The 26,122-nt window shown below is 39.5% G+C and carries 24 protein-coding genes, 1 rRNA gene and 1 riboswitch; of the genes, 13 read left to right on the forward strand and 12 right to left on the reverse strand.

Annotation, left to right across the window (positions count from 1 at the left end):
- Positions 1-156 precede the first annotated feature (156 nt).
- Entirely contained in the window at positions 157-1,575 is a 1,419-nt protein-coding gene (locus JOC76_RS18400; protein WP_205179961.1) for a sigma-54 interaction domain-containing protein, read from the forward strand.
- Positions 1,576-1,706: 131 nt separating this feature from the next.
- Complete coding sequence (locus JOC76_RS18405; protein WP_205179962.1) at positions 1,707-3,335, forward strand: ATP-binding protein; 1,629 nt, start codon at positions 1,707-1,709, stop codon at positions 3,333-3,335.
- A gap of 61 nt (positions 3,336-3,396) precedes the next feature.
- On the opposite strand, the gene JOC76_RS18410 is transcribed toward JOC76_RS18405, so the two are convergent.
- The 3 genes from JOC76_RS18410 to JOC76_RS18420 all read right to left on the reverse strand — a co-directional run bounded on the left by JOC76_RS18410 (position 3,397) and on the right by JOC76_RS18420 (position 6,004).
- Positions 3,397-4,539 (reverse strand): glycosyltransferase family 4 protein, encoded by a 1,143-nt coding sequence (locus JOC76_RS18410; protein ID WP_205179964.1) that lies wholly within the window; start codon positions 4,537-4,539, stop codon positions 3,397-3,399.
- A 24-nt stretch (positions 4,540-4,563) separates the two neighbouring features.
- Positions 4,564-5,094 (reverse strand): phosphatase PAP2 family protein, encoded by a 531-nt coding sequence (locus tag JOC76_RS18415; RefSeq protein ID WP_205179965.1) that lies wholly within the window; start codon positions 5,092-5,094, stop codon positions 4,564-4,566.
- Positions 5,095-5,158: 64 nt separating this feature from the next.
- Positions 5,159-6,004 carry a UDP-glucose dehydrogenase family protein gene (locus JOC76_RS18420; RefSeq protein WP_205179966.1) on the reverse strand — a complete coding sequence of 282 codons (846 nt, stop codon included), beginning with the start codon at positions 6,002-6,004 and terminating at the stop codon, positions 5,159-5,161.
- A gap of 249 nt (positions 6,005-6,253) precedes the next feature.
- Between JOC76_RS18420 and JOC76_RS18425 the strand changes: the two genes are divergently transcribed.
- The gene (locus tag JOC76_RS18425) at positions 6,254-7,099 is read left to right on the forward strand and encodes a VOC family protein (protein WP_205179967.1); all 846 of its coding nucleotides are present in this window, start codon (positions 6,254-6,256) and stop codon (positions 7,097-7,099) included.
- A gap of 49 nt (positions 7,100-7,148) precedes the next feature.
- Here JOC76_RS18425 and JOC76_RS18430 read toward each other — a convergent pair whose 3' ends face one another.
- From JOC76_RS18430 to JOC76_RS18440, 3 genes are all read right to left on the reverse strand, one after another.
- Complete coding sequence (locus JOC76_RS18430) at positions 7,149-7,379, reverse strand: hypothetical protein (RefSeq protein WP_205179968.1); 231 nt, start codon at positions 7,377-7,379, stop codon at positions 7,149-7,151.
- 131 nt (positions 7,380-7,510) lie between these two features.
- Entirely contained in the window at positions 7,511-7,792 is a 282-nt protein-coding gene (locus JOC76_RS18435) for a YggT family protein (protein WP_205179969.1), read from the reverse strand.
- A gap of 307 nt (positions 7,793-8,099) precedes the next feature.
- On the reverse strand, positions 8,100-8,708 hold the full coding sequence (locus JOC76_RS18440) for a DedA family protein (RefSeq protein ID WP_205179971.1): 609 nt from the start codon (positions 8,706-8,708) through the stop codon (positions 8,100-8,102).
- A gap of 143 nt (positions 8,709-8,851) precedes the next feature.
- On the opposite strand from JOC76_RS18440, the gene JOC76_RS18445 reads away from it, so the two are divergent.
- Both JOC76_RS18445 and JOC76_RS18450 read left to right on the forward strand, forming a co-directional pair.
- Positions 8,852-11,041 carry an alpha-galactosidase gene (locus JOC76_RS18445; protein ID WP_307784739.1) on the forward strand — a complete coding sequence of 730 codons (2,190 nt, stop codon included), beginning with the start codon at positions 8,852-8,854 and terminating at the stop codon, positions 11,039-11,041.
- A gap of 83 nt (positions 11,042-11,124) precedes the next feature.
- A complete protein-coding gene (locus JOC76_RS18450; protein ID WP_205179980.1) occupies positions 11,125-12,486 on the forward strand; it encodes an FAD-binding oxidoreductase in 1,362 nt (453 codons plus the stop codon).
- A 103-nt stretch (positions 12,487-12,589) separates the two neighbouring features.
- On the opposite strand, the gene pgoN is transcribed toward JOC76_RS18450, so the two are convergent.
- Positions 12,590-13,432, reverse strand: coding sequence for a glyoxal/methylglyoxal reductase (gene pgoN, locus JOC76_RS18455; protein ID WP_205179982.1), 843 nt, complete (start codon positions 13,430-13,432; stop codon positions 12,590-12,592).
- 112 nt (positions 13,433-13,544) lie between these two features.
- Positions 13,545-14,762, reverse strand: coding sequence for an MFS transporter (locus tag JOC76_RS18460; RefSeq protein WP_205179984.1), 1,218 nt, complete (start codon positions 14,760-14,762; stop codon positions 13,545-13,547).
- A 206-nt stretch (positions 14,763-14,968) separates the two neighbouring features.
- Here JOC76_RS18460 and JOC76_RS18465 point away from each other — a divergent pair, with 206 nt between their 5' ends.
- Both JOC76_RS18465 and queF read left to right on the forward strand, forming a co-directional pair.
- Entirely contained in the window at positions 14,969-15,337 is a 369-nt protein-coding gene (locus JOC76_RS18465) for a winged helix-turn-helix transcriptional regulator (protein ID WP_205179986.1), read from the forward strand.
- Between the two features lie 132 nt (positions 15,338-15,469).
- A riboswitch (PreQ1 riboswitch) is annotated at positions 15,470-15,516 on the forward strand.
- A 138-nt stretch (positions 15,517-15,654) separates the two neighbouring features.
- Positions 15,655-16,155 carry a preQ(1) synthase gene (gene queF, locus JOC76_RS18470; RefSeq protein ID WP_205179988.1) on the forward strand — a complete coding sequence of 167 codons (501 nt, stop codon included), beginning with the start codon at positions 15,655-15,657 and terminating at the stop codon, positions 16,153-16,155.
- Positions 16,156-16,257: 102 nt separating this feature from the next.
- On the opposite strand, the gene JOC76_RS18475 is transcribed toward queF, so the two are convergent.
- The 4 genes from JOC76_RS18475 to JOC76_RS18490 all read right to left on the reverse strand — a co-directional run bounded on the left by JOC76_RS18475 (position 16,258) and on the right by JOC76_RS18490 (position 20,744).
- Complete coding sequence (locus JOC76_RS18475; RefSeq protein WP_205179990.1) at positions 16,258-18,204, reverse strand: FtsX-like permease family protein; 1,947 nt, start codon at positions 18,202-18,204, stop codon at positions 16,258-16,260.
- Positions 18,194-18,955 (reverse strand): ABC transporter ATP-binding protein, encoded by a 762-nt coding sequence (locus JOC76_RS18480; protein ID WP_205179992.1) that lies wholly within the window; start codon positions 18,953-18,955, stop codon positions 18,194-18,196. Before JOC76_RS18480 ends, JOC76_RS18475 begins: the two co-directional genes overlap by 11 nt.
- 98 nt (positions 18,956-19,053) lie before the next feature.
- A complete protein-coding gene (locus tag JOC76_RS18485) occupies positions 19,054-20,058 on the reverse strand; it encodes a sensor histidine kinase (RefSeq protein ID WP_205179994.1) in 1,005 nt (334 codons plus the stop codon).
- Positions 20,055-20,744 (reverse strand): response regulator transcription factor, encoded by a 690-nt coding sequence (locus JOC76_RS18490; RefSeq protein ID WP_205179996.1) that lies wholly within the window; start codon positions 20,742-20,744, stop codon positions 20,055-20,057. Before JOC76_RS18490 ends, JOC76_RS18485 begins: the two co-directional genes overlap by 4 nt.
- A 229-nt stretch (positions 20,745-20,973) precedes the next feature.
- Here JOC76_RS18490 and JOC76_RS18495 point away from each other — a divergent pair, with 229 nt between their 5' ends.
- The 6 genes from JOC76_RS18495 to JOC76_RS18520 all read left to right on the forward strand — a co-directional run.
- Positions 20,974-21,945 carry an efflux RND transporter periplasmic adaptor subunit gene (locus JOC76_RS18495; RefSeq protein ID WP_205179998.1) on the forward strand — a complete coding sequence of 324 codons (972 nt, stop codon included), beginning with the start codon at positions 20,974-20,976 and terminating at the stop codon, positions 21,943-21,945.
- Between the two features lie 36 nt (positions 21,946-21,981).
- Entirely contained in the window at positions 21,982-22,542 is a 561-nt protein-coding gene (locus JOC76_RS18500; RefSeq protein ID WP_205180000.1) for a PepSY-associated TM helix domain-containing protein, read from the forward strand.
- Between the two features lie 186 nt (positions 22,543-22,728).
- On the forward strand, positions 22,729-23,403 hold the full coding sequence (locus JOC76_RS18505) for a PspA/IM30 family protein (protein ID WP_205180001.1): 675 nt from the start codon (positions 22,729-22,731) through the stop codon (positions 23,401-23,403).
- Between the two features lie 125 nt (positions 23,404-23,528).
- Positions 23,529-24,203, forward strand: coding sequence for a response regulator transcription factor (locus JOC76_RS18510; RefSeq protein ID WP_205180003.1), 675 nt, complete (start codon positions 23,529-23,531; stop codon positions 24,201-24,203).
- Positions 24,193-25,590, forward strand: a complete 1,398-nt coding sequence (locus tag JOC76_RS18515) for a sensor histidine kinase (RefSeq protein WP_239557808.1) — start codon at positions 24,193-24,195, stop codon at positions 25,588-25,590. Before JOC76_RS18510 ends, JOC76_RS18515 begins: the two co-directional genes overlap by 11 nt.
- Before the next feature lie 343 nt (positions 25,591-25,933).
- Positions 25,934-26,122 (forward strand): 16S ribosomal RNA (locus tag JOC76_RS18520); the annotation flags it as partial.

Below are 26,122 nucleotides of genomic sequence, written 5' to 3' on the forward strand. Positions count from 1 at the left end.
TCGTGTTTCCTTTATCTCAGTCGAAGCACTCCAGGCCATACGCCGCTAAACGGGCGCTTGCGCTTTTGTTTTTGTTATGGAAAATCTTCCAATCTATTTCATACCTGTCAGCCTTTGTTATAATAAATATAACCAATATGGTAAGGGTGAGAATCTATGAAAAAAGGAATGGAAGCGATTCCTTCTAATTGGCATGAGCAGATTATCAATCTTTTAGGAGAAAGAATTGTTGTGACGGACCGTAAGGGAACGATTCTTTATATAAATGAAGCCTATTGTGAGTTTTTGGGAACCACTGTTGAGGAGGCAACGAATCGCCCCGTTCAGGAAGTAATTGAAAACACACGGATGCATATTGTAGCGAATACAGGAAAGAAAGAGCTTGCCGCGCTGCATCCCATCAATGGCAGTGAAATGATTGCCAATCGTTACCCGCTCACAGTTGATGGGGAACTAGTAGGGGCCCTTGGGACCGTGATGTTTCGCAGCCCAGAGGAATGGCGGATGTATAAATCGAAGATCCAACACCTGGTAGAGGAATTAAAATATTATCAAACAAAAGTAGAAAATGAGTTAAAGAGCAAATATAGTTTTCAGGATTTAATTGGCAGCAGCCAGTCCTTCCTTGCTGCCAAAAAATTAGCAGAACGCATTTCGGATAGTAATTCTTCTGTTCTTTTAATAGGGGAATCAGGTACTGGAAAGGAATTGTTTGCCCATTCCATTCATAATCAGAGTCTTCGTTCATCGCTATCGTTTGTGGCCATCAATTGTGCGTCCATTCCTGAACATCTACTTGAATCGGAGTTGTTTGGTTATGATGATGGTGCGTTTACGGGAGCGAAAAAGGGAGGGAAAAAAGGGCAGTTTGAATTAGCCCATAATGGCACTCTTTTTCTAGATGAAATTGGTGATATGCCACTTTCAATGCAAAGTAAACTGTTAAGAGTTTTGCAGGAAAAGGAAGTTCAGCGGGTTGGCGGTCAGAAATCTCTTCCAGTTGATGTCCGAATCATTGCCGCTACACACCGTGATTTAGAAAAGATGGTGGAAGAAGGAAAGTTCCGGCGGGACTTATATTATCGCTTAAATGTAATCAAAATTGAAATCCCCCCTCTAAATAAAAGGATAGAGGATATTAAGTTAATTTCCATGAGTTTGTTAAAAAAGCTTGAACGTAAATTTTTCCGGACCGGCATTGCTATTTCTGAAGAAGTGGAGAAAAGATTGATGGAACATTCGTGGCCTGGAAATATTCGTGAGCTTGAAAATGTTCTAGAGCGGGCTATTAATGTGCTTGATGGACAAACCATTAAATTGATTCATCTTCCGTTATATCTGCGCGAAATGAGGTCACAGTGTCCTAATAATGGTAAGAGAACGATGGTAGAAATAAAACCTGCCCAGAAAATGCCTTTATCTGTTATTCCGTTAAAGGAAACATTGGCCCGAGTGGAAAAGGAAGCGATTCAGAGTGCACTCGCTGTGACAAATGGGAATAAGCAGGAGGCAGCAAAGCTGCTGGAAATAGGAAAAACAAGGTTTTATGAGAAATGTAAGTTCTATGATATTTGAATTATATATTTCCTAATTATAAAAACAGTTGATAGGTTGTTCACTTAAGAGCAGTTTTTATTAGAAAAAGAAACCATTCTGGTTTAAGATAAAAGATATTGTAAATTTGACAGAGTTTGGGTGGGAGTCAGTTGGTTTTTATAGACTACATAATTAATCTCTCCATTTTTTCTCTTTTGGTCAGTACGCCGTTAGCAATCGGTTCGTTCTTTAATCATAAGGCTATAAAGAATTGGCGGTATTGGGTAGGGATTTATGGGGGAATCGTTTCCGTTGTCTTGATTAAGTTATCCTTTCAACAGCAGGGGTATTCTTATGATATTCGCTATGCTCCGATCATCTTGGCGTTTGTTTACTTCGGGCCTTTAACAGGAATCATTACAGCCATTTTTGCATTGGTAACGAGATTGCTTGAAAGCGGTCAATGGAGTACGGCTATCATCGGTTGGATTACTATTATTATTATTTTTTCCATTATTCATTTTGTAACAAAACGACTTACCCATGTGAAAAAAAGTGTTATCTATTACGCATCTTATGTCTTAATTTATATCATCATTGTTCCAATTATATTTCACGCTTTCCGAGATAAACCTTTATTTCATTTGCAATACTTAATATTCGTTTTGTTAGGTGTTATTATAGGGAATTTATTAATAGAATCCTATGAAAAGCTGCATCGGTTAAATCGTAGGCTAAGAGACATGTATAAATTAGTAGAAGCAAGTGAAACAAAATACCGTCTAATTGCAGAAAATACCTCTGATCTGATTATGGTATTAGATAGAGAACAAGCGATAAGCTATCTTTCTCCATCTCATGAACATGTTTTAGGCTATCCGTGCTCTGAATTATTAGAGCATAAATGTTTTAAATTATTACTTCATCCGGAGGATACACCGTCGTTTCGAGAATCCATCAGTAGAATGTTTGAGGATAAAGAGTCCAAATCGATGGAGTTTCGTTTAAAACATATGGATGGGCGGTGGATTGAATTCGAGTCGAGGTGTATGCCTGTTATAGGTAAAGAGGATGGTGTTGAAAATATTGTCACGATTAGCCGGGATATTTCGGAACGAAAAAAATCCGAAGAAATTCTTTTACAGTCAGAAAAGCTGTCGATTGTTGGGGAGTTAGCTGCAGGAGTGGCACATGAAATTCGAAATCCGCTTACGACCATAAAAGGTTTCGTTCAATTATATAAAGCAGAAAATAGTTCGCTTGTTTATACTGACTTGCTTTTGAATGAATTAGAGCGGATTGAATCGATTACAAGTGAACTTCTATCCTTAGGCAAACCACAGGCTGTGCAGTTAAATCAAGTGAATATTGGAGAGTTATTAGAAAATACAGTTGAGTTACTTCACCCTCAAGCGATTTTAAACAATATTCGTTTTGACGTAAAAATCGACGATGGCTCCTATTTTATTAAAGGGGAAAAAAATCAATTAAAACAGGTTTTCCTTAATATTTTAAAAAATGCCATTGAGGCCATGCCTCTTGGTGGTGAAGTGCAAATTAGTTTGGGTAAGGGCGATGCAAATCATTGTGTCATTTTGGTCAAAGACCATGGGCAAGGTATTCCCGAAGAATTACTTCCACGTCTAGGTGAGCCGTTTTACAGTTTAAAGGAAAAAGGGACCGGACTAGGTGTGATGATCTGTCACAAAATCCTAAAACAACATCATGGCAGCATCACCTACCAAAGCAAACTAAAAGAGGGAACCACTGTAGAAATCAAACTTCCACTGATAAGTTGAGAATAGTAAAAAAGGTGAGGCACTTCCGGTGCCTGTCACCTTTTTTGACTTTAACACTTATTTAAGCGTACTTTTGCACATCACGCTTTTGGATGATATCAGAGTATTGGTAGATCAGATTATTTAATATCTGTTCCCAACTCTGTGTTAAGGCATAGTGTCTTCCAGCGTTTCCCATTTGTTTGCGCAGGGGATGATTGGTTAAAAGGTGCAAGATAGAATGGGTAAACTCCTGAACATTACCGGGACTGCACAATAGCCCAGTTACTCCTGGCTCAATGATATTCTGTACACCACCTGATTTAGCTCCGATTACTGGAGTACCACAGGCTAGAGATTCAAGCACCACATTCCCAAAGGTTTCGGTTGGGGATGGAAAAACCAATATGTCGGATGATGCATAGGCTTGTGCTAAACGTTTCCCACTTAAATATCCGGTAAACGTCATATTTGCCGGTGCCTTGGCTTCTAGCTCTTTACGCAAAGGACCGTCTCCTATAATTAACCAATGTATTTTTTTATTCAAATCTGGTGGAAGCGTTTTTGCTACAGCTAAGAGTGTGTGTAAATCCTTCTCAGGCGCTAATCGACCCACATAAGTAAGTAAATATGAATCTTCTAATTTGTAATCACTTTTAAAGGAATTTTTATGATGATTAGGATGAAACAGCTTGCAATCTACTCCCCTTGGCCAAAGCTCAAGATTGGTAAATCCTTGCTGTTTTAATAGTTGGAGTGTTGCTGGTGAAGGAACGAAGATCTTTTTACATGTCTTATGGAACCAGTGCATGTAATTCCAAAGCAGTCTCGTTAAAAATGGAAGGTTATAGTACTGTAGATATTCATCAAAATTGGTATGATACGAGCATACAAGGGGAATATTCATCTTTTTTGAAAAATAAACCCCACATAGACCGATGTTAAAAGGGGTCGCTACATGAATTAAATCCGGTGAGAAGCTTTGTATTTCGGATTTCATTTGCAAAAGATTCGGCAAAGCTAGACGGCATTCAGGATACAAGAAAAATGAAAGGCTCTTAGTACGGTGAATCGGATAATCAGTAAAATCTTTTGCAGGAGAGCTTGGCGCAAATATTTTATAACTAATCTTTTGTGATTCAAGGAAGCTAGTCAGTCGTTTGAGTGTCTTTGCAACACCATTAACATCAGGATAAAAAGTATCTGTGAAAATGGCAATTCTCATTTCATCCCTCCTAAAATCCATATCTTATATACATAATAAGCAAAAGCATAATATCCCCGTACTGGTCCCTAGAATTCCTCCTGCTATCGTATCGGAAGGATAGTGAAGCCCTAAGTAAATTCTTGATACCCCTACAAAGGTTCCTAAAGGAATCAAAATAAATGCAAGCTCCGGATTGTATAAGATATAGGGGGTTATAACGGAAAAAATCGCCGTGGTATGCCCCGATGGGAAGGAATGATCTTGTAAAGGATTTGCAGGAAACTTGGTACTTTCTAACATCATATAAGGTCTTTTTCTCGGCAGCAGTTGTTTGATGATATGAACGGGTATATGGCTTGCCGATAATGCTAGTGCACTGGCAATGGCAGTCAGCTTCGGCTCACCTGATGAGATGATGATAAGGAGGAAACAAGCAGCAATGGTTATATCTGCACCCCCAAATTGTGTGACGAATCGGAATAAAAGGTTTAGAACCTTTTTATCAAAATGGCGATTCACATGTTGCAGTAGGCGGCAGTCAAATCCGTAAATCGCATGGATTAATCTCATCATTGTCTTTCCTCCTCCATCTGAAATCTCAGGCAGCGCACAGATACGTTCCAAAAGAAAGTGATTGTTAACGGTTATTTACTTGAATGACAGCCTCAAGTAATGGCAAAGGCTCGTTTAAAAGACTGCTGAGCTGTGCAAGTGTTTTGGTCTCCATCGGAAAACGGCTGTCATAGCCAATCTTTTTGTTGTGTCCAATTCCATAGGCCACTTCCTCTATGTTGGCACCCACATTTTCACAGATTCTGGCCATTTCATTCAAAAAACTCATCTTTGTGGCTAAAAAGGCATTGAAAGCATATTTAATCATTTCGGCACTTCTAATGTCCGTTTTGAAAATGGGGATTTGCAGCGGCAGGTAAAGCTCATTCAAAATGGCAGCCACTTTCGGGTTACTAGTTCCAATCACAATACGGTCCCCATGAAAAAAATCGATAATCGCCGATCCTTCCCGAAGAAAATCGGGGTTGGCCACAACTTCTACTTGGAGGTTAGGGGGTTTTCTACTATCAATAATTTGTTGGATAATCTCATTTGTCCCAACTGGAACAGTACTTTTTGTACATACAATGACATCCTGTTCAATATAGTGTGCAATCGTATGGGCCACCACATATAGGTATTTCGGGTCTACCGAGCCATCATGTTTTTCTTGTGTCCCAACGGCAATAAAAATGATGTCTTTTTTTGAATAGGCGTCATGGGGATTTGAAGTGAAAGAAAGCCGCTTTTCATTAAGATTTTTTTCTAGGAGGGCTTCTAACCCTGGCTCATGGAATAGGCATTGACCGGATTGAAGCAGATCAATTTTCTCTTGTTGAATATCAATACATGTCACCAAATGCCCTAATTCTGCCAAACAAACACTAGTGACCAATCCTACATACCCAGCCCCTACAACGGTAACCTTCATCCAATCCCTCCAATGGTGTGTTTTACTATATTGTATTAGCTGAAGATGGATTTTTTCTAAACGTAGTGTAAAGAGAGTGTTAAGACTGTGTTAGTTTTAATAATAAGGTTTTTACATTTAATTCAAAATGCTTGAAATCGAAATAAATTCACTATACACTTAAGTCAGATGCATAATTAATGATGCTGAATTGAACCATATCATTAATAACAATCTCTTTGGAATGGTTAGAAAAGGATGGGATGAAAAATGGATCGGTTTCATCAAGAGCCAAATATTTATGTTGGTGAGGTAAATATAAAGGTAAAAAATCTTGAAAATTCCATTACGTTTTATCAAAATATCATTGGCTTTCAAATATTAGAAAAAAGTGAACGAAAGGGGGTTTTAACGGCAGACGGTAAAACCCCGCTAGTAACCTTAGAACAACCGGCTGATGTAATCCCTAAACAAGGACGAACGTCAGGATTGTATCATTTTGCCATACTACTGCCATCACGTGCTGATTTGGGCGGTTTTTTACGTCATATTATTCAAACTGGTTACCCGCTGGGGGCAGCGGATCATTATGTAAGTGAGGCATTATATTTGGAAGACCCCGATGGGAATGGAATAGAGGTTTATCGTGACCGCCCATCTTCTGAATGGACCTGGAAAAACGACTTAGTTAATATGGCCACAGAGCAATTGGATGCGGAAGGAATTTTAGCATCGAGTGTGGCTGAATGGGATGGTCTTCCTCCAGGAACGATTATGGGTCATATTCACCTCCATGTTGGCGATTTAGAAAAAGCAAAGGAATTTTATACGAAAGGACTTGGTTTTGATGTCGTCAGTTACTACCCGCAAGCGGTATTTCTTTCTTCGGGCGGATATCACCATCATGTTGCCATCAATACTTGGCAGGGAGCAGGAGCTCCAACACCACCGAAAAATAGCGTCGGTTTAAAATGGTATACCCTAGTCTTTCCTAGTGAGGGTGCAAGAGAAAAAGTGATAGAACAACTGAAGCTATTGGGTGCTCCCATAAGTAAAGAAGGAAACGACTACGTAACAAGTGACCCTGCTGGAAACCTAATTTACTTAAGAGTTTAAAAAAAGAGTCTATCCCTGCCCCAATATAAAAGGCAGAGATAGACTCTTTTTACGAAAAAAAACCTAAGGCATATTTAATGCCTTCCTCAATATCATTGGTTTCATAGCCTTGTAAATCTTCATGCGTAATTTCTAGCTTTGTTCTCGCTAGAGCGTAACCGCTATCTAAATTCACATCTAGCAGAACCTCATAACCGCTCTCGGTTGGGGTGATTTGAATAATATCATAATCACGAATTGCAGTTCCTGTCTCATACTCAATCGGCTCAAGATCTGACATAAACAACCTCCTATTCATCCTTCAAACAAGATTATTTTCCTCCAAACCAAGAAAAAAATTCAGTTCTTTCACCGTTATCACGTCACAAAAAAAGAACCCGTATTTGGGTTCATTTTTGTGACGTAATTCAGTTACACTCCAATTACATTTAAGGATTGGCGCAGCCCTTCTAGAGCAAATCCTGAAATATATCTAAAAACGAATATAGCGATTATGGGTGAAAAATCAATCGGACCAACTGGGGGAATGAACCGTCTAAAGAAGCCTAAATAAGGCTCGACAAGCTTTGAAATCCAGTTCCCAATTTTGGAAGAATGAAATTGCGGAAACCATGAACCAAAAATGGATATTAAGATTAGCCAATAATAAGCATCAAATACATATTGTCCAAATTGTAATATAGTAGAGCCCATTTTAAATCACCTATCTATTAGAGTTTATTTTAGGTACAAACATAGCAGAGATACGTATATATACGATAACATTCACTAAAGGTTTCAAAAAAATTCGAATGACTTGCTACCTCTCTGTCAACTGCAGCAAAAGCTAAACAAACGTTTAATTAATTACAGGAAATGATTTGGTAACAGAGGATTTTTCTTAGTTCTATAATGGCAGAGGAACCTTAACTAATGCTTAAAAGATTTAATGTCGTGGCCAGCGCCACTTACAATAGCGGCAACGTAAAAAAGATGCCCTGTGGAGCTTGGAGCATCTTTTTTAATCATAAGAAGCATTTTTTAATAATTTCCTTTTCCTTTTATAGGAAAAATAAAGAAGGACACCTAATACGAAAAGGGCAATAATGTAAATACTATACCTGGAAAAATACATGCCAACATATACCCAGTTTCCGCCAAGCAATCGGCCTAAAGTGATAAAGGTAAAGCACCAAAGAAGTGCTCCTAGATAAGCGAACAGGGCAAATTTTTTATAAGAATAATTATTAATCCCAGCGAGATAGGCAGTAATATGCCGGACTCCAGGAATAAAAAAACCGATAAGTAACAGGAGCGGACCGTACTTATTAAATAATTTCTTTGTTCGGTCAATCTTTGTCTCGCTGATATGCAGTTTAGGACCAAACTTATGTAAAAAAGGAGCCCCTAACACAATACCTAAAATAAAACTTAGTGTGATTCCAATGCTTGCCCCAAAATAGGCACATACAAGGGATGGAAGGTACACCAATTTCCCTGCAAAAACATTATAACCTACATAAGTGAGAAGGACCTCATCAGGAATAGGCAGACCGATAATCCCGCCAACCAATGCAATAATAATCCCCAAATAGCCAAAGTGTTCTATAAGATGATTTAAATGACCCATCTATGCACGTCCTATTAGTTCATTCTAAAAAGTTAGCTATTAATAGTATCTGCAAATTTTCCATTTTTATATACGGGTTCCACCATTTTCTGCAAATGATGTGAATATAGTAAAAGAAAATGTTTTTTGAGGAGTGGTAGGTCGTGACTATTGAGTGGAAGGAAGAGGAAAAAATCTTTCATTTATATAATGGTCGTGTCAGTTATATGATTCAACTTGTCCATGGGAAGTATTTAGCACATGTATATTGGGGAAATCAAATTCAAATGATGCAGCCATCTTCTATCCTTCAATTCAAAGGAAGGGCTTTTTCTCCGATGAATGAACCTTCTGACCCTCGGTTCTCTCTGGATACCCTCCCGCAGGAATTCCCTGCCTTTGGCAACGGTGATTTTCGTACACCTGCCTATCGGCTTCAGAGTCCTGATGGTTCCACTGTCACCCATTTTGTTTATGATTCATTTGAGATTATGAAAGGAAAACCGCTTATAAAGGGATTACCCATGACCTATGTGGAAAATACCCTTGAAGCCGATACACTGGTAATTACGATGGTCGATTCCATGTTAGGCGTAGGAATGAATTTGTATTACACGATTTACCGTGATTTTGACATGATCACAAGGTCAGTTTCATTTGAAAACCTTGGAAGCGGTGAGGTGAGAATCCAACAATGTATGAGCATGTCTGTTGATTTCCATGATTCAAATTGGGACTGGCTCCATCTTCAGGGAACATGGGCACGGGAGCGTCATATTGAACGCAGACCGCTTATTCACGGCGTTCAATCCATATCTTCCTCAAGAGGTGCAAGTAGTCACCAGCATAATCCCTTTCTAGCCCTTCTGTCTAAGGATGCAACCGAAGACCATGGGGTGGTATATGGAATTAGTCTTGTCTACAGCGGAAATTTTCAAGCAACGATTGAAGTGGATCCATTTGAAACGACCCGTATTAGTATGGGAATCAACCCGCTTAATTTCTCGTGGCTGTTGAATCCGGGAGAAATTTTTCAAACGCCAGAGGCACTAATGGTCTATTCGTCAGAGGGGTTGGGCGGCATGTCGAGAACCTTTCATAAAATCATCCGAAGCAGAGTTTGCCGCGGTGTTTATCGTGACAGGACACGACCTATTCTCATCAATAATTGGGAGGCTACCTATTTTCATTTTACAGAAAAAAAATTAAAAGAAATTGCGGATGCTGCTAAGGATCTTGGTATTGAACTATTTGTATTAGATGATGGTTGGTTTGGTCATCGTGATAATGATAAAAGTTCGTTGGGTGATTGGATTGTGAACAGGAAAAAGCTGCCGCATGGTTTAAAAGGGTTAGCAAGTTACTTAAATGGTTTGGGAATGCAATTTGGCTTGTGGGTCGAACCAGAGATGGTGTCGCCAGATAGTGATCTGTACCGAAATCATCCTGATTGGTGCCTGCATGTGCCGGGGAGGAACCGGACACTTTCGAGAAATCAACTTGTCTTGGACTTAAGCCGGGAAGATGTGTGTAATTGGCTGATCGAAACGCTCACGACCCTTTTTCAGAGTGCCTCGATTCGCTATGTTAAATGGGATATGAACCGGAATATGACGGAAGTGGGATCTGCCTTATTGCCTCCCGAAAGACAGCAGGAGACGTCCCACCGGTATATGCTGGGGTTATATCGGATTTTAGAAGTGTTAACACAACGTTTTCCTGAGATTTTGTTTGAAAGCTGTTCAGGCGGGGGCGGACGCTTTGACTTAGGGATGTTATATTACATGCCGCAAACCTGGACGAGTGATGATACCGATGCGGTTGAAAGGCTGAAAATTCAATATGGCACAAGTATGGTTTATCCAGCATTGGTAATGGGGGCTCATGTATCGGATGTTCCGAATCATCAAGTAGGAAGGATGACGCCATTGCGGATGAGGTGTCATGTCGCTATGGCGGCCAATCTGGGGTTTGAATTGAATATTGATAAACTTAGCAGGGATGATAAGGCGCTGGTTAGGCAGGAAATCCAGTTTTACCATCAAATAAAGAATGTTGTTCTCTTTGGTGATTTGTACCGGCTGTTAAGTCCTTTTAAAGGGATGGATACGGCATGGATGTATGTGGATGAAAATCAGGAACAAGCAGTTGTTTTTTACTATAAAACATTGGCAACTCCAAATCCGCCTTTTTTTCGGTTGAAATTAAGGGGATTAAATCCGAAGCTGAAATACAAAATCAATGATAATAAGCGGGTCTATTATGGAGATGAACTAATGAAGATCGGGATGTCTTTACCACTCATTAAGACCGACTTTTTCTCTGAAATCTATTATTTAAAAAGAGATGAGTGAAAATTTAAAATATTATCTATAAATTGATTTCCCCAAAGCTTAAAATGGTTATATGAAGCTTCGATTTATGGGGGGGATACAAATTGAATCTTATGGAAGAATTGATAGCAATTATTGGGGATCGTGAACGGGTTTCAATTAATGAAACCATTCTGGAACAGCACAGTAGGGGAGAGGCGTATCATAAACCATTTAGTCCGGATGCAGTTGTTTTTCCGAAATCAAAAGAAGAAGTGAACCGGATTGTTCAATTCGCGGGGGTGCATTCTATTCCCCTGGTGCCTTACGGGGCTGGGACGAGCTTGGAAGGACATATCATTCCGATTCACGGGGGCATCAGTCTTAATTTCAGCCTTATGAATCAAATCTTATCGATTCGGCCTGATGACTTTCAAGTGACTGTCCAGCCAGGGGTAACTAGAACGCAGCTTAATCAAGCGTTGAAAAGAAATGGTTTGTTCTTTCCTACAGACCCAGGTGCAGATGCTTCGATCGGCGGTATGGCAGCCACAAATGCAAGCGGGACCAACAGTGTAAAATATGGGGTCATGCGTGATCAGGTCCTTGGCTTAGAGGTGGTATTAGCGGATGGATCGATTATTCGAACAGGAGGGCATTCCTTTAAATCCTCTGCGGGTTATAATTTAACGGGGTTGTTTATCGGATCAGAAGGGACACTGGGCATTTTTACGGAGATTACGTTGAAGCTGCGGGGGATTCCTGAGACGACGTCTGCGGTAAAAGCTGTGTTTCCATCGATTGAAGCGGCAGGAAATGCTGCTGCTATTCTCCTAAAAGCAGGTCTGGCGATAGGAAGAATTGAGCTTGTTGATGAAAAAACCATTCAGGCAGTAAATAAGTATAAGAGTACCAACTATAGTGAGGAGCCAACTCTTTTCTTAGAGTTTAGCGGGAATGAACCTGAAGTTACATATAGTGTGGAACTCATGCAAGAGATTCTGAAGGATGAGGATTGCCTTTCATTTGAATTTGAGAATGACTCGTTGAAAAGGGCTCAGTTATGGGAGGCAAGGCACCATGCTGCTTTTGCGATTCAGGCTACTAATCCAGGAAAGGTGTTAATGTTTACCGATGTATGTGTACCATTATCAGAATTGGCGAATGCGTTGAAACAGACAAGGGAAGTTATTGAGAATTATGGCCTGGAGGGTGCGGTTTTAGGACATGTCGGCGATGGCAATTACCATGCCTGTTTGCCGATTGATCCAAACAGCGAGGAAGAGCTGGAAGTGGTCGAAGAAGTTCATCATCAGATTGTATCATATGCTCTTTCTAAAGGGGGGACTTGTACAGGGGAACATGGAGTAGGACTTGGCAAAAAAGCCTTCCTGCAAGAAGAACACGGAGACCTAATCCCAATTATGAAAAACATCAAACATAACCTTGACCCCCAAAACATCCTAAACCCAGGGAAAATATTCTAAAAGATGACATTTAACGGTGACAGGCACCGTTTAGAAGGTTCAAGTTGAAAGGGTAGGAAATGGTGACAGGCACCATTTCCTACCCGGTTGTGTTGTTTTGAAGTTAGAAGTCGAAGTTGTCCGGGTCTGGTCCGACGCGGAGGTTTTGATTTAGACCGTCTAGTTGTTCCATATCAGCTTGGCTTAGTTCAAAATCAAATATAGCGGCGTTTTCAATGATGCGATGTTCTTTGGTTGATTTTGGAATGGTGACAACTCCGTTTTGCAGACCCCAGCGCAGAATAATTTGTGCTGTAGATTTGTTATATTTATCAGCGATGGCTTGGATGACCGGCTGAGTTAATAATTGGCCTTGCATTAATGGTGACCAAGCTTCCAGCTGAATACCATGCTCTTGGCAAAAGGCTTGAACTTCTTTTTGTGTTAAACGTGGATGATATTCAACTTGATTAACCATTGGTTTAATCTCGGCATCCTTCATTAAATCTTCTAGATGGTGGATTTGAAAATTACTTACGCCAATCGCCTTGACTTTGCCTTCCTTATAGAGAGTTTCCAATGCCCGCCATGCATCTTTATATTTCCCTTCAACAGGCCAATGAATAAGGAATAAATCTAAATAGTCTAAACCTAGTTTGGTTAAGCTAGTTTCATAGGCTGCGAGTGTAGATTCATAACCTAAGTCACTGTTCCAGACCTTTGATGTAACAAACAGTTCTTCTCTTGAAATCCCTGCCTCTTGCAGTCCTTCCCGGATTGCTTGACCGACACCTTCTTCGTTTTGATAAATGGCAGCTGTATCAATACTGCGGTAGCCATGTTTGATCGCAAATTTAATAGCATGAATCAGTTCAGGTCCTTCTTCTACTTTAAATACGCCAAGTCCAAATTTAGGCATTTTCACTCCATTACTTAGTGTGGTTGTATCTTGTAAGTTGTTAATCATTATCATCATCCTCCAAATTAATTTTTATATGACCCGGAAGGAGAGGAGATTGTCCCACCTCTGTTCCGGTAAACAATTTTTTTAATGTATAGGAACTAGCTCGTCTGGATTGTTATGAAATAACTTTTCCAACCTTAACACCAACTTCTTTACGCTCTCTACTTTCTAGGCCTCGGCTCCACGCTGTAAGAACAACAGCACCCAATACCATTAATGCCCCAATCCAAGAGGTATGGATTAAACCGATTGAATCCGTAATCACCCCGCCGAGAAATGATCCAAGTGCGATACCAGCATTAAACGCAGCAATATTGATAGCGGACGCGACATCAACAGCACGCGGTACAAACCGTTCTGCTAACATTACTACGTAAACTTGTAATCCAGGAACATTCATAAATGCCAGCAATCCCATAAAGAATATCGTTATTAATCCCGCAATCTTATAGGGGGCGGTGAACAGCAAGATAAATAGGATAATGGCCTGGATAATAAACATATAAAATAACGCACTTATAGGATTCTTATTGGAAAGCTTTCCACCAATCATATTCCCGATGGCAATGGCGACACCATAAACAAGTAAAATCACTGCTACCGTACTTTCTTTGAAGCCAGTTATATCCTGCAAGATAGGGGATAGGTACGTGAACACCACGAATGTACCTCCATAACCTAATGCCGTAATAATAAATAGGAGCAGCAATCTTCCGTTAGTTACCAATTTGAATTGATCACGAAATGTAGTCTGCACGCCTTTACGTAAGTCAGACGGAACAAGAATACTGTTAGCCAAAAGGGCGATTACACCGACTGCAATAATAATGACGAAGGCCATCCTCCAGCCGAATTGCTGACCAATAAAGGTGCCAAAGGGTACCCCTGTTACAGTCGCCACTGTTAGTCCTGAAAACATGATTGAAATCGCACTGGCTCTTCGATTTTCAGGTACCAAATCAGCTGCGATTGTTGAGCCAATCGACATAAAGACACCATGTGAAAAAGCAGAAATCACACGTGCAGCGAGTAACACTCCAATACCCGCAGCACTGGCAGCCATCCCATTCCCGATGATAAAAATAATCATAATCCAAAGTAACAAGGATTTTCGCGACATCCTAGAGGTGAACGATGTTAGAATGGGCGCCCCAAAGGTGACGCCAAGTGCATATAAAGAAACAGTTAAGCCGGCCGTTGTAACAGGAATTTGTAAATCTTTTGCTATCAGCGGCAAGAGCCCGACACTGATGAATTCGGTTGTTCCGATGGCAAAAGCACTGACCGCTAATGCCAACAAGGCATAGGTACTTCTTTTTTGATTTATAGTCATTTGTTTCTCTCCTCCTAAAATAGTTCTATTGAATGAATGATTTGCTAAAAGCAAAACTAAAAAAGAATGAAAATGGGATTAATCAACCGGCATTTGTTATTATGGAGTATATAAGATTAATGGAAAAGTACGCACTTTAAAGTGCTATAGATACTTATAAGTGCTATAGGTACCTTTTAGTACCTATAAAACGGAGGGTTTTAGAGATGAAGAAAAAGAAATACAATATATCAGTTGAAGCGACCTTAGAGGTAATCGGAGGCAAGTGGAAATGCGTGATTCTTTGCCATTTAACACATGGCAAGAAACGGACTAGTGAATTGAAACGCCTGATGCCCGATATTACTCAAAAGATGTTAACGCAACAGTTACGAGAATTAGAGGAAGATGGGGTGATTAACAGGATTGTTTATCAGCAGATTCCGCCTAAAGTGGAGTACGAGCTTAGTGAGTATGGCCAGAGCCTGCAAGGTATTTTAGATTCCCTGTGTGCCTGGGGCGCCAATCATATCACCAGAGTATACGGTGATCTCTCCGTCCTAGATGAGAATGTGTTAAATGATCCATTAAAATAAGACTGTTCGGAACATCATCGAGGGTTGGATTTTGCACGTGAGATGCCTAAATTAAAAGTTTTACCTATATTTTCTGTTTGACGTTTTCGAGCCGTTTCTCTATTATATAGAGATGAGATAGCCCGTACTTGAACGGGAGAGGTTCATAGCTGATACCCTCTATAAAAAACTATGGATACATGACTTTCTGCCATGTCCATAAGGGACATGGCTTTTTGTTTTGATCCCTTTAGTTTGTATAGAACGTTGGTTTTTTAGCTGAAAATGGAAACTCTCTTGAAAAGTGTGGGGATATATTATGTGCAGGGGGTTTTTTTATGTCTGGCCGCAGCCATGAAGAAGGATTAAAAGATTTAACACTATTAGGTAATCAAGGGACTACCTATTCATTTGAATATGCACCTGAAGTTTTAGAGGCAGTTGATAATCTCCATCCAGAACGAGATTATTTCGTCAAATTTAATTGTCCAGAGTTTACGAGTTTGTGCCCGCTGACACGCCAGCCGGATTTTGCTACTATGTACATTTCGTACGTTCCTGATAAAAAAATTGTTGAGAGTAAATCTTTAAAGTTATACCTCTTCAGTTTCAGAAATCATGGTGATTTCCATGAAGACTGTGTAAATATCATTATGAACGATTTAATTAAATTGTTAGACCCGCGCTATATCGAGGTTTGGGGTAAATTCACACCACGCGGCGGCATCTCCATTGACCCTTGGTGCAACTATGGAAAACCAGGCACTAAATACGAAGAAATGGCAACTTTCCGCCTAATGAACCACGACCTCTACCCAGAAAAAGTAGACAACCGCTAAACAATTGGTGACAGGCACCATTAAGTGACATCTGATAGTGAAAATGTTGCTAACGGTGACAGGCACCACAAACAAAAGCAGCCGTGCGAAACGGCTGCTTTTTTAGAGTGCGGCTTTGATGACTTTTTTGTAATAGACCACCGAAAGAAAACCAAATATAGAGTATAGGGCGGTATAGAAGACCATGACTAGGATCATAGGGGTCCATACTTCGGTGCCGAATATAAACCAGCCAGATTGAACAGCAAAATAGCTGTGGAGTAGCCCAACCACTAACGGAATCCCAAAGTTGAACAGCTGCTTGGCTTGAATTCCCCTCAATAAATCCCCTTCAGTGAAACCAAGCTTGCGTAAGATCGTATAGTTTGGCTTCTCCTCTTCACTTTCACCCATCTGTTTAAAATACAAAATACAGCCCGATGTGATCAAAAACGTTAGCCCTAAGAAGCCCACAATAAACATAATGAGTCCCATCGTCTTTTTTTGTTTGTTGCTAATTTCCAAACGAGATGAATAAAGGTCATTCTGATCAAACGCCAAATTCTTATAGATTTGATTTGCTTTTTCAAGTTGACCTTCATTCTTTAATGTAATCCCAATAAACAGGGAGGTTTTCTTTTGAATCTCTGGGTTTACATCCTTCTTTAATCGTTCAAATACCGATTCATCCACAATTGCAATCGGTTGTCCGCCATTCGTAAAATAACCAGAAACAACAAACTCTTTCCTTAACCCTAAATAGCGAAGTGGGATGGTTTCATTTTGTCCCTTTAATTCCACCCTGCCGGTGTCTTTTAAACTCATAAACTTCTGCAGTAGATCGTTATAGCCCGTAAAAACGGTCTCGTCCGCGGCCACATCGATATTGTTTATATCCCTTTCACTGACCATTGGAAGTGGCATCGCCTGAGGGTCCACCATGATGCCTTCAAGATTAGTATCCCAAATGTCCTTTAGATTAGCAGACACTTGAAGAACCTCAATCTGCTTTTCTGTAAAATCAATTCTTTCAGCTTTCAAGGCCTTTTTAAATTTAGCGGCATCATCCGTATTCGTGATCGCAAAATCACCTGCCGTCTGATTTTCAGCCATTTTTTCGGCGGAATAATAGGAAATATAGCTTAACGACAGCAGCCCGATGGCAAGGGCCGAAACCGTTGTAATAACGGTTAATAACAAGGCATTTGATCTCATTCGGAACATAATCGATGACATTGATAACACCTGATTAATCGTTAGATAGCCATCCTTCTTTTTTCGAACCATATTAAAAATAAAACTGACCGATCCTTTATAAAATAGATAGGTTCCGATAATGACCGACCCTAAAATATACATCATTGCCAAAAATAGTTCTGTCATGGTAGTATAATCACCGCTAAATAGCTTGGATGAAACATAGTAGCCGGAAATAATCGCAATCAATCCGATAATCCCAATCAGGATTTCCCATACAGATATTTTCTTTACTTTCTCCTCAGTCGACGAAACCACCCTAAATAAAGAAAGGATGCTTTGCCTCTTAATAAAAAGATAATTCATCATCATGATTAAAAGGTAAAGAATGATAAATACAATCAAGGTCTGATAAAAAGCCTGCGAAGAGAAATGCAAGCGGGCAATCGCATCTACCTTGGTCATTTTAAATAAAATCATGATAATTAATCTAGAGACAGAAAAACCAATAAAGATCCCCACCGCCATCGAGCTAAAGTAAATAATAAAATTCTCCATACTAAGGATGGTGAAAATCCGAGCTTTCGTCATCCCGATTAATTGAAATAAACCAATCTCCTTGCTCCGCCGCTTAATAAAGATGTTATTGGCATACAGCAAGAAGATCGAGACAATTGCCACAAGGAGAATACTCGCTGACCGGATGGCAGCGGCCCCTTTAATCGAATCCTTTGCCTCATTCATAGCCGGGTCATATTGCAGGGTGACAAAAGCAAAATAAAGGGCAACACTAAAGATAAGGGCAAATACATACAAATAATAGTTCTTTAAATTCTTTTTCAAGTTTCGAAAAATAAGCTGGTTAACGCTCATATGGCACACCGCCCAGCACTGCTTGAGTTTTCATAATATCCTTGAAAAATTCCTGACGGCTCTGTTCCCCTTTATTTAACTGGGTATAAATCTGTCCGTCTTTTATAAAAATGACTCGGCTGCTGAAACTGGCCGCTGCCGGATCATGAGTTACCATGACAATCGTGGCCGTTCGCTTTTGATTTAATTCACTCAATTTATTTAATAAATCAGAGGCGGACTTCGAATCGAGCGCACCAGTCGGCTCATCTGCGAAAATAATACTTGGCTCATGAATGAATGCCCTTGCCGCTGAGGTCCGCTGTTTTTGCCCGCCTGAGATTTCATTCGGATATTTATCTTTCATTTCCGATATTCCTAATTCTGTGGCAACCCTATTGAACCTCTCATCGGCCTCTCTTTTTGAAACCTTGGCAATTGAGAGTGGCAGTAAGATATTTTCTTTGACCGTTAGTGTATCTAAGAGATTATAATCTTGAAAAATAAACCCTAAATGCCGTTTGCGGAATTCAGCTAACTGCTTTTCTTTCATAGCTGTCATTTCTTTGCTTTCAATTTTGATGGAGCCGCCACTGACCTTATCAATCGATGAGAGCACATTGAGAAGGGTCGTTTTACCGGAACCAGAAGGACCCATGATACTAACGAATTCTCCTTTTTCAACTGTAATATCGATTCCTTTTAAAACCTCTTGTTTATTAAACTTATTTCCATAGCTTTTATGAATTTTATTAGCAGCTAAAATAATCATCACTTCACACTCCTTATTTGATATCTCTATTATAAAATCCACCGATTTTCGTTTCCTTCGATTGGCCGAACAAAACAGGAAAGCATGTGACATTTCTGTCACATGCCTGAAATTGTGCCAAATTCATTTTTTTGAGGAAAGGTTAAAGTGAAGGTGGTCCCAACATCAAGTTCGGAAATAACATCTATATGGATTAATAAAGGTTTAGCAATTTTCTGAGTTAAATATAAACCCATGCCGGTAGAGGCGCTGTCATGGTGCACGGTTGTTGAGGTAAAACCTTTTTCAAAAATCCGCGGCAGGTCCTTTGAGTCAATGCCGCGCCCAAAATCCTGTATCATTAGTTTAGTCCGCTTATCCTCTAGGAAACTTTTAATGATAATATCCGATTCTTCACTATATTTTACGGCATTCGTTAACAGCTGACGGATGATAAATCCGAGCCACTTAGCATCTGTTAAGACAAACGTAGCCTCTAACTCTACTTCAAAGCCAATTCCTTTTTGCATACACCAGGTTTGCAATGTTTTAATCTCTTTGAAAAGCAGGGCTTTCAAATCCGTCTCTTCTATATATAAATCATTTTCCATAAAGGGAAGGCGCCTTTGATGCAGCTGTGAATCCAGCAGTAGGTGAATTCGGAGCCACTCATGGGCTAATTGGGCTTTTAAGACCACGTCGTCTATGCGGTCAATCATCAAATGCATCGCGGTTAAAGGGGTTTTTACTTCATGAATCCAGGATAAAAGCTCATCTTTCTCCTGTTCAACGGCCGTTAAATTATTCGAAATCGTTTGTTTCAACAGCTCTGTTTGGTTCACAATGCTTTGTTCGATTATTTTTTCGAACGGACGATCAGCCTCAGCGATATTGGTTAAATCAAGATTGTTCTCCCATTCTATTAATTCAGAATAAAATTTCGTTTCTTTATGATAACGAAAACATAAAAAGATCATAAAAATCAGTGATGATAAAAAAACAATATAGAGCAGAGGGGTGAACCGTATAGCAGTATCAATATATCCGGTAAACAGGACAAGGAGCTGTAAACAGATAAAAAGAACAATCCAGCTGCGTCTTTCTTTTAAATAAGTTTTGATCATGCTTGGGCCTCTTCAATCGCTATGTACCCTTGTCCAACCTTTGTTTCAATAAAACGTCCCAATTCCAGTTCATCGAGCTTTTTTCGTAATCGGTTAACATTAACGGTTAACGTATTATCACTGACAAAGCGTTCATCATCCCACAAACTCTTGATTAATTCTTCCCTGCTGATAATTTTGTTTTTTTGTTCAATCAGCTTTTTTAAAATAAACATTTCATTCTTTGTAAGTTCAACCGTTCCCACTTCGGTGCTGACAGTGTTTTTCTCAACATCTATAGTGGCATTCAACCAGGTTTTGATCGTTATTTGCTCATGATTGTAATTATAGACGCGGCGTAGAATGGCCTGAATTTTGGCTATCAGTACATCAAAATGAAAGGGCTTTTGAATGAAATCATCTGCACCCAACTGCATTGACATGACCATATCTGTCGGATGGTCGCGTGAGGAGAGAAATAAAATGGGTACTATAGAATGGGAACGGATCATCCGGCACCAATGAAACCCATCAAATTTAGGCAGCTGAATATCGATAATCACTAAATCTGGTTTAACCCTCGTAAATTCCTGCATCACTTGGCTGAAATCATCAATTCCATATATATCATAAGACCAGCCCGCCAAACGCTCTTTTATCTCATTAAAAAGAATCTCATCGTCCTCAATTAATAATAATTTAAACAAAAACCTCATCTCCCAAATCTTACCTAACTTACATTAATTGTATACCAAAATTAGTGCCTGTCACCATTAACAGCATTAACACCTTCTATTATCATTTATCGGTGCCTGTCACCATTTTTTAAAATTTTTTAAGGATAAGTTAAGGGAGGCACTTGATAATAGGCTCATGAATTAAAAAAAATACTTGGAGCGGGTCCGGGCTGCTTCATGATTAAAGGAGTCTAGATAAATGAAAAAATGGATTTGGATACTGATTAGTGTAATCGTTGTTGGTTATGTCGGCTATCAATATTTTCACGCCAGAAGCACTTCTGCTAGTACAAGCACTACTACATCGACTCGAACAGCTACTGTCCAAAAAGGAAAGTTGGAAGTCACAATTAGTGGTTCGGGGACCGTTGCAGCAGTAACCACAGAAGATATTAAAGCAACAGAGGACAATAATGAAATTGACCAGGTTTTAGTTTCTGCCGGGGACGAAGTAACTGCTGGACAGGAGTTAGTAACCTTTACTGATGATAGCGATCCGATTACGGCGCCAACAGCCGGAACCATTACATCTGTATCGGTTGCTGCCGGTGACCGAATTAACAAAGGTATGGTCGTCGCACACCTTACCAATTACAACGATTTACAAACGGTCGTAGCAGTAGATGAGTTGGACATTCCAAAAGTAAAAGTGGGTCAAACCGTTACTTTAACTGCTAGTGCCTATCCAGATGCAACTTATACGGGAAAAGTAACAGCTGTTGCAGAAGAAGGCACATCTTCAAGCGGTTCTTCTACATTTAATGTAACGATCCATATTGATAAACCTGCCAACTTAAAAGTGGGAATGAGTACATCTGCTACCATTTTAACCGCAAGTAAAACAGATGCATTATACGTTCCAGCAGATGCCATTTATACAAACAGCAATGATGAAAAATATGTGATTATAGCCAATAGCACATCTGGTACAACTGAACAAAAAACAGTCAAAACAGGGATTGAAACAGACGAATATGTTGAAATCACTAGTGGAGTAACGGAAGGTCAAACTGTTCAATTACCAGAGGTAACTTCAAGCAGTTCTTCCTCAAGTCAAGGCGGTATGATGCAAGGTGGTATGGGCAGCATGGGCGGCATGCAAGGCGGAGGTTTTGCTCCAAGCGGTCGAGAAGGAACAACAGGAGGACAAGGGACAACAAGCGTTAAATAGGAAACTAAAAAAATTAATTAAAAAGGAGAAATGATAATGAAAAAAACGAGACAAGCACACTTATGGATAGGATTAATTTGTTCAATATTTATTTTAATGGAGTCTATTACAGGGCTGCTTATGAACGAGCCGTGGCTAATTGGTCAGTCACAAACAGAAGGCGGCAATATGAAGCAAGGCATGATGATGCAGCAACAAGGCACGACAACCAATTCAACCCAAACAACTGGTCAAACAAATCAGGCTGGCACTACTACACAGGCTAATGGCACTACAAATAATCAAACAACTGGAAACACACAAGGTACGACAAATAATCAAACAGCTGGAAACACTCAGGGTACTACAAATGGGCAGGCTCCAGCATTTGGAGGAAGAGGTGGCTTTAGTGGTGAAGGTTCACAATCAACTTCATTAATGGGTATAATTAGAGGACTTCACGAAGGGAAAATTGGAACAACAGATATTACCTGGTTAATCGATCTAACAGCCATTGCTATGATTTTCTTAACAGGATCTGGAATCTATCTATCCGCGAAGGTACTTGCAGCAGATCGAAAAAGAAAAAGATTAAAAGCAGAAAGAGAAATAGCATAATTTTAAAATCACTAAGAGAGTACATTCCAAAGAAAACGGGAGGGACTCTCTTTTGTTTTAAAAACTGAATGACAACTTTTCACCGAGTTTTCACCAACTAGGACTAGACTATAACCTGTACCAATTAAATTGTAACTATCACAGAATATAGAGAACAATATTTCAAACTAGAAGGAGAATATTAAAATGGGTATTTTTAAAAGAATTAAAACAATCACACTGGCCGAAATCAATGCCTTATTGGATGGATTGGAAGATCCCATTGCAATGCTGAATCAATATTCTAGAGAAATGGAAGAGGAACTTCAAAGAGCACAAAAAGCATTAGCACGGCAAATATATGTCGAGAATAGACAAGCTGCACTCATAGTCGATACAGAAAGATTATTGGCAAAAAGAATCCGTCAAGCTAAATTGGCGATTGAGCGAGGAGAAGAATCGATTGCGAAACTAGCCGTCCAAGAAAAGCTAATCCATGAAAAGCAGCTAATAGTGTTTAAGCAGCAGCAAGATGCTCTTAAAGCACAAACTAAAATCCTGTTGGAAAAAATCAATGAACTAAAGGAAATATATAATGCCCTGCAGCACAAAAAAATCCTTTTGGCTTCACGTGCTAACACGGCTTTAACAATCAAACAAATACAAAAGGCTTCAGCATTATTCCAAGCAGAGACCATTACAAGAGGGATTGCAAGAGCAGAAGACCACATTTTAATGATGGAAGCAGAAGTACAAGCCGGCAACCAGTTTACTACTCCATTAGCCCAACAAGAGGCTGCTGCACAAACATTTGTTGATGAAGAGGGGTTAAACAAGGAAATTGAAAAATTAAAAGTAGAAACCTTTAGTTTAGTTAAATAAAATTTATGAATAGAGAAGCACATAAGCGGGCCGCTTGGGTGCTTCTTTTATCTTTAAGATAAACTTAAGGCTTTTTCGATAGAATGTTTTATAGATATAATGAGGAAAAAAGGAGCCTGTTAAAAATGAATGTTTTATTAGCAGAAGATGATCATCGCCTTGGTGATTTAATTGTATATATGTTAAAAAAGAAAGCTAATTGCAATGTGGAATGGGTTAAGGAAGGGGAGGACGCTTTCTATTATGCAACAACTGCCCACTATGATGTGATTATAATGGATTGGATGATGCCGAATGGAGACGGTGTAGATGTCTGCAAACGGCTTCGAAAACAAGGATATTCAGGGGCCATCCTAATGTTAACCGCTAAAGATACTGTTCAAGACCGAATTCAGGGTCTTGATTCAGGAGCAGATGATTACCTTGTTAAACCATTTGAATTTGATGAACTAAGTGCTAGACTGCGTGCCTTGTCCCGCCGAAACTTTGCACCTATTATGGAAGATGAGACTGAGATAGAAGGACTGTTTTTTAATCGGGCAAGCCATCTAGTACGGACCGTTGATGCGGAAATTCAATTTAGTCCTCGTGAATTTCAATTATTAGATTTACTTGTGCAAAATAAAGGACAAGTCCTGCCACGTGAACTGATTTACGAGCGTGTCTGGGGTCTAGATACCGATGTGACGATGAAGACAATTGATGCAACGGTTAAATTAATCCGAAAAAAACTATCCAAGATTGATAAGCAAGATAAACTTCAAAGTATCAGAGGGGTAGGGTATAAATTTGAGACATAAATTTTTATCCATTATTGACCCGCTATTCAATCGGTTTGACAAAGATGTTTTTAATAATACACAAAATAGGTTGACCCGAAATTTTAGCGGTCTTCTCATGTTATTTCTCTTTCTCTTTATTGTGATTGTCTATTCGGTTCTTTATTTTGTTATCCTCAATACACAGGAAAGGGAACTGCGGACCTTAGTGGCCCAGGAGGCTGGGTACATCGAGACATTGATAGGGAAGAATAACCAAAGTGACCTTAGAGGCATTCAAAATCAAGAAGTGATTTTTGCTGGAGTAGATCAATCTTTTTATTATGTTATGAATTCGAGTGGCGAAGTAGTCATGGGCAGCGAGGCTAATCCACGCTTACGCCCTCAATTACTTTCCATCGTAAATAAACAGATGTCTAATGGTCAGGATATTCTGAATGAAGTGATTCAAATGGATGAGAAATTACGAAAAGGAAGAGGAGAATTTCGAGCCCCTGATCAAAATCAAGATATTCACATGTTGATCGCCAGCCATGATGTTTATTATAAAGGTCAATATATAGGTCAAATATATATAGGTAAAGACATTACCTTTGCATATCGCTTATTTCACTGGATTTTGGTCATTCTTATCGTGTTGGGAATGGTTTTTGTGGGTGTGGCTATATTTATCAGTTTACGCATGTCTAAACGGGCAATGGTTCCGATTAAATCAGCCTTTAAAAGGCAGCGGGAATTTGTTGGGGATGCATCCCATGAGTTGCGGACACCTTTGAGTGTCTTGTTATCGTCCGTTGATGCAATGGATATGACACTTGATACCCAAAAGGATGAGATGGCAGGTAAGTTACTGAGTAATATGAGGGAAGAAGTCAAGCGAATGACGAACCTAGTCAGTGATTTGTTAACTCTCGCACGTTCTGATTCGAATACTATTGAGCTTAAAACAGAAGTATTTGATTTAAAGCCTCTTGCTGAAAAAGCAATCGAGTCACTACATCCGATTGCTGCTGCCAAACAGATTCAGTTTGGGTTGTCCGCACCAGATGATTTTAATGTAATGGGAGATCCGCAGAGGTTATCGCAATTAATCTATATCCTTTTAGACAATGCCATAAAATATACTCCCGAAGGTGGGCAAGTAAAACTTAATCTTGTCAAAGAAGGTCGCGAAGTTAGAATAATGGTTCAAGATACGGGAATTGGGATTAAGAAAGAGGATTATCTCAAAATTTTTGAGCGTTTTTATCGGACAGATAAATCTCGTTCCCGACAAATAGGCGGACATGGATTGGGACTTTCCATTGCGAAATGGATTGTTGAAACTCATAAGGGAACAATACAGGTTACAAGTGAACTAGGAAAGGGAAGTACATTTATCGTTAAGCTGCCTGATTACGTTTCTTAAATCAGGCTTTCTTTTTAAAAAATTGTTTAATAGTGGTTGACTTCATTTGGATATGATAGTAATATAGTAATCCTGATGAGGAGATGCCTGATAGGCAAACAGCTCATTAAAAAATATTATTAAGATGTTGACAAGGTTAACTGAATCTGATAATATTAATTCTCGTTGGACGAACGAAAAAAATATTTTAAAATAATATTTGACATCTCGTTTGATCATATGGTAGAATTTATTCCTGTCACTAATTGTCCTTTGAAAACTAAACAAACAAAAACGTCAACAAACAATAATTAATAGTTGCTTAATTGAAACTATGCCAACGTAACAAATGAGCTAATCAAATTTCTTGGAGAGTTTGATCCTGGCTCAGGACGAACGCTGGCGGCGTGCCTAATACATGCAAGTCGAGCGAATCAATGGGAGCTTGCTCCTGTTGATTAGCGGCGGACGGGTGAGTAACACGTGGGCAACCTGCCTGTAAGACTGGGATAACACCGGGAAACCGGTGCTAATACCGGATAATTCTTTCCCT

Source organism: Neobacillus cucumis (genome assembly GCF_016908975.1).
Classification (GTDB): domain Bacteria; phylum Bacillota; class Bacilli; order Bacillales; family Cytobacillaceae; genus Neobacillus; species Neobacillus cucumis.

Coding starts and splice junctions, on each gene's coding strand:
- JOC76_RS18400 (WP_205179961.1), top strand. CDS start 157: ATGAAAAAAGGAATGGAAGCGATTCCTTCTAATTGGCATGAGCAGATT.
- JOC76_RS18410 (WP_205179964.1), bottom strand. CDS start 4,539: ATGAGAATTGCCATTTTCACAGATACTTTTTATCCTGATGTTAATGGT.
- JOC76_RS18415 (WP_205179965.1), bottom strand. CDS start 5,094: ATGATGAGATTAATCCATGCGATTTACGGATTTGACTGCCGCCTACTG.
- JOC76_RS18420 (WP_205179966.1), bottom strand. CDS start 6,004: ATGAAGGTTACCGTTGTAGGGGCTGGGTATGTAGGATTGGTCACTAGT.
- JOC76_RS18425 (WP_205179967.1), top strand. CDS start 6,254: ATGGATCGGTTTCATCAAGAGCCAAATATTTATGTTGGTGAGGTAAAT.
- JOC76_RS18430 (WP_205179968.1), bottom strand. CDS start 7,379: ATGTCAGATCTTGAGCCGATTGAGTATGAGACAGGAACTGCAATTCGT.
- JOC76_RS18435 (WP_205179969.1), bottom strand. CDS start 7,792: ATGGGCTCTACTATATTACAATTTGGACAATATGTATTTGATGCTTAT.
- JOC76_RS18440 (WP_205179971.1), bottom strand. CDS start 8,708: ATGGGTCATTTAAATCATCTTATAGAACACTTTGGCTATTTGGGGATT.
- pgoN (WP_205179982.1), bottom strand. CDS start 13,432: ATGATTAACAACTTACAAGATACAACCACACTAAGTAATGGAGTGAAA.
- JOC76_RS18460 (WP_205179984.1), bottom strand. CDS start 14,762: ATGACTATAAATCAAAAAAGAAGTACCTATGCCTTGTTGGCATTAGCG.
- JOC76_RS18465 (WP_205179986.1), top strand. CDS start 14,969: ATGAAGAAAAAGAAATACAATATATCAGTTGAAGCGACCTTAGAGGTA.
- queF (WP_205179988.1), top strand. CDS start 15,655: ATGTCTGGCCGCAGCCATGAAGAAGGATTAAAAGATTTAACACTATTA.
- JOC76_RS18475 (WP_205179990.1), bottom strand. CDS start 18,204: ATGAGCGTTAACCAGCTTATTTTTCGAAACTTGAAAAAGAATTTAAAG.
- JOC76_RS18480 (WP_205179992.1), bottom strand. CDS start 18,955: ATGATTATTTTAGCTGCTAATAAAATTCATAAAAGCTATGGAAATAAG.
- JOC76_RS18485 (WP_205179994.1), bottom strand. CDS start 20,058: ATGATCAAAACTTATTTAAAAGAAAGACGCAGCTGGATTGTTCTTTTT.
- JOC76_RS18495 (WP_205179998.1), top strand. CDS start 20,974: ATGAAAAAATGGATTTGGATACTGATTAGTGTAATCGTTGTTGGTTAT.
- JOC76_RS18500 (WP_205180000.1), top strand. CDS start 21,982: ATGAAAAAAACGAGACAAGCACACTTATGGATAGGATTAATTTGTTCA.
- JOC76_RS18505 (WP_205180001.1), top strand. CDS start 22,729: ATGGGTATTTTTAAAAGAATTAAAACAATCACACTGGCCGAAATCAAT.
- JOC76_RS18510 (WP_205180003.1), top strand. CDS start 23,529: ATGAATGTTTTATTAGCAGAAGATGATCATCGCCTTGGTGATTTAATT.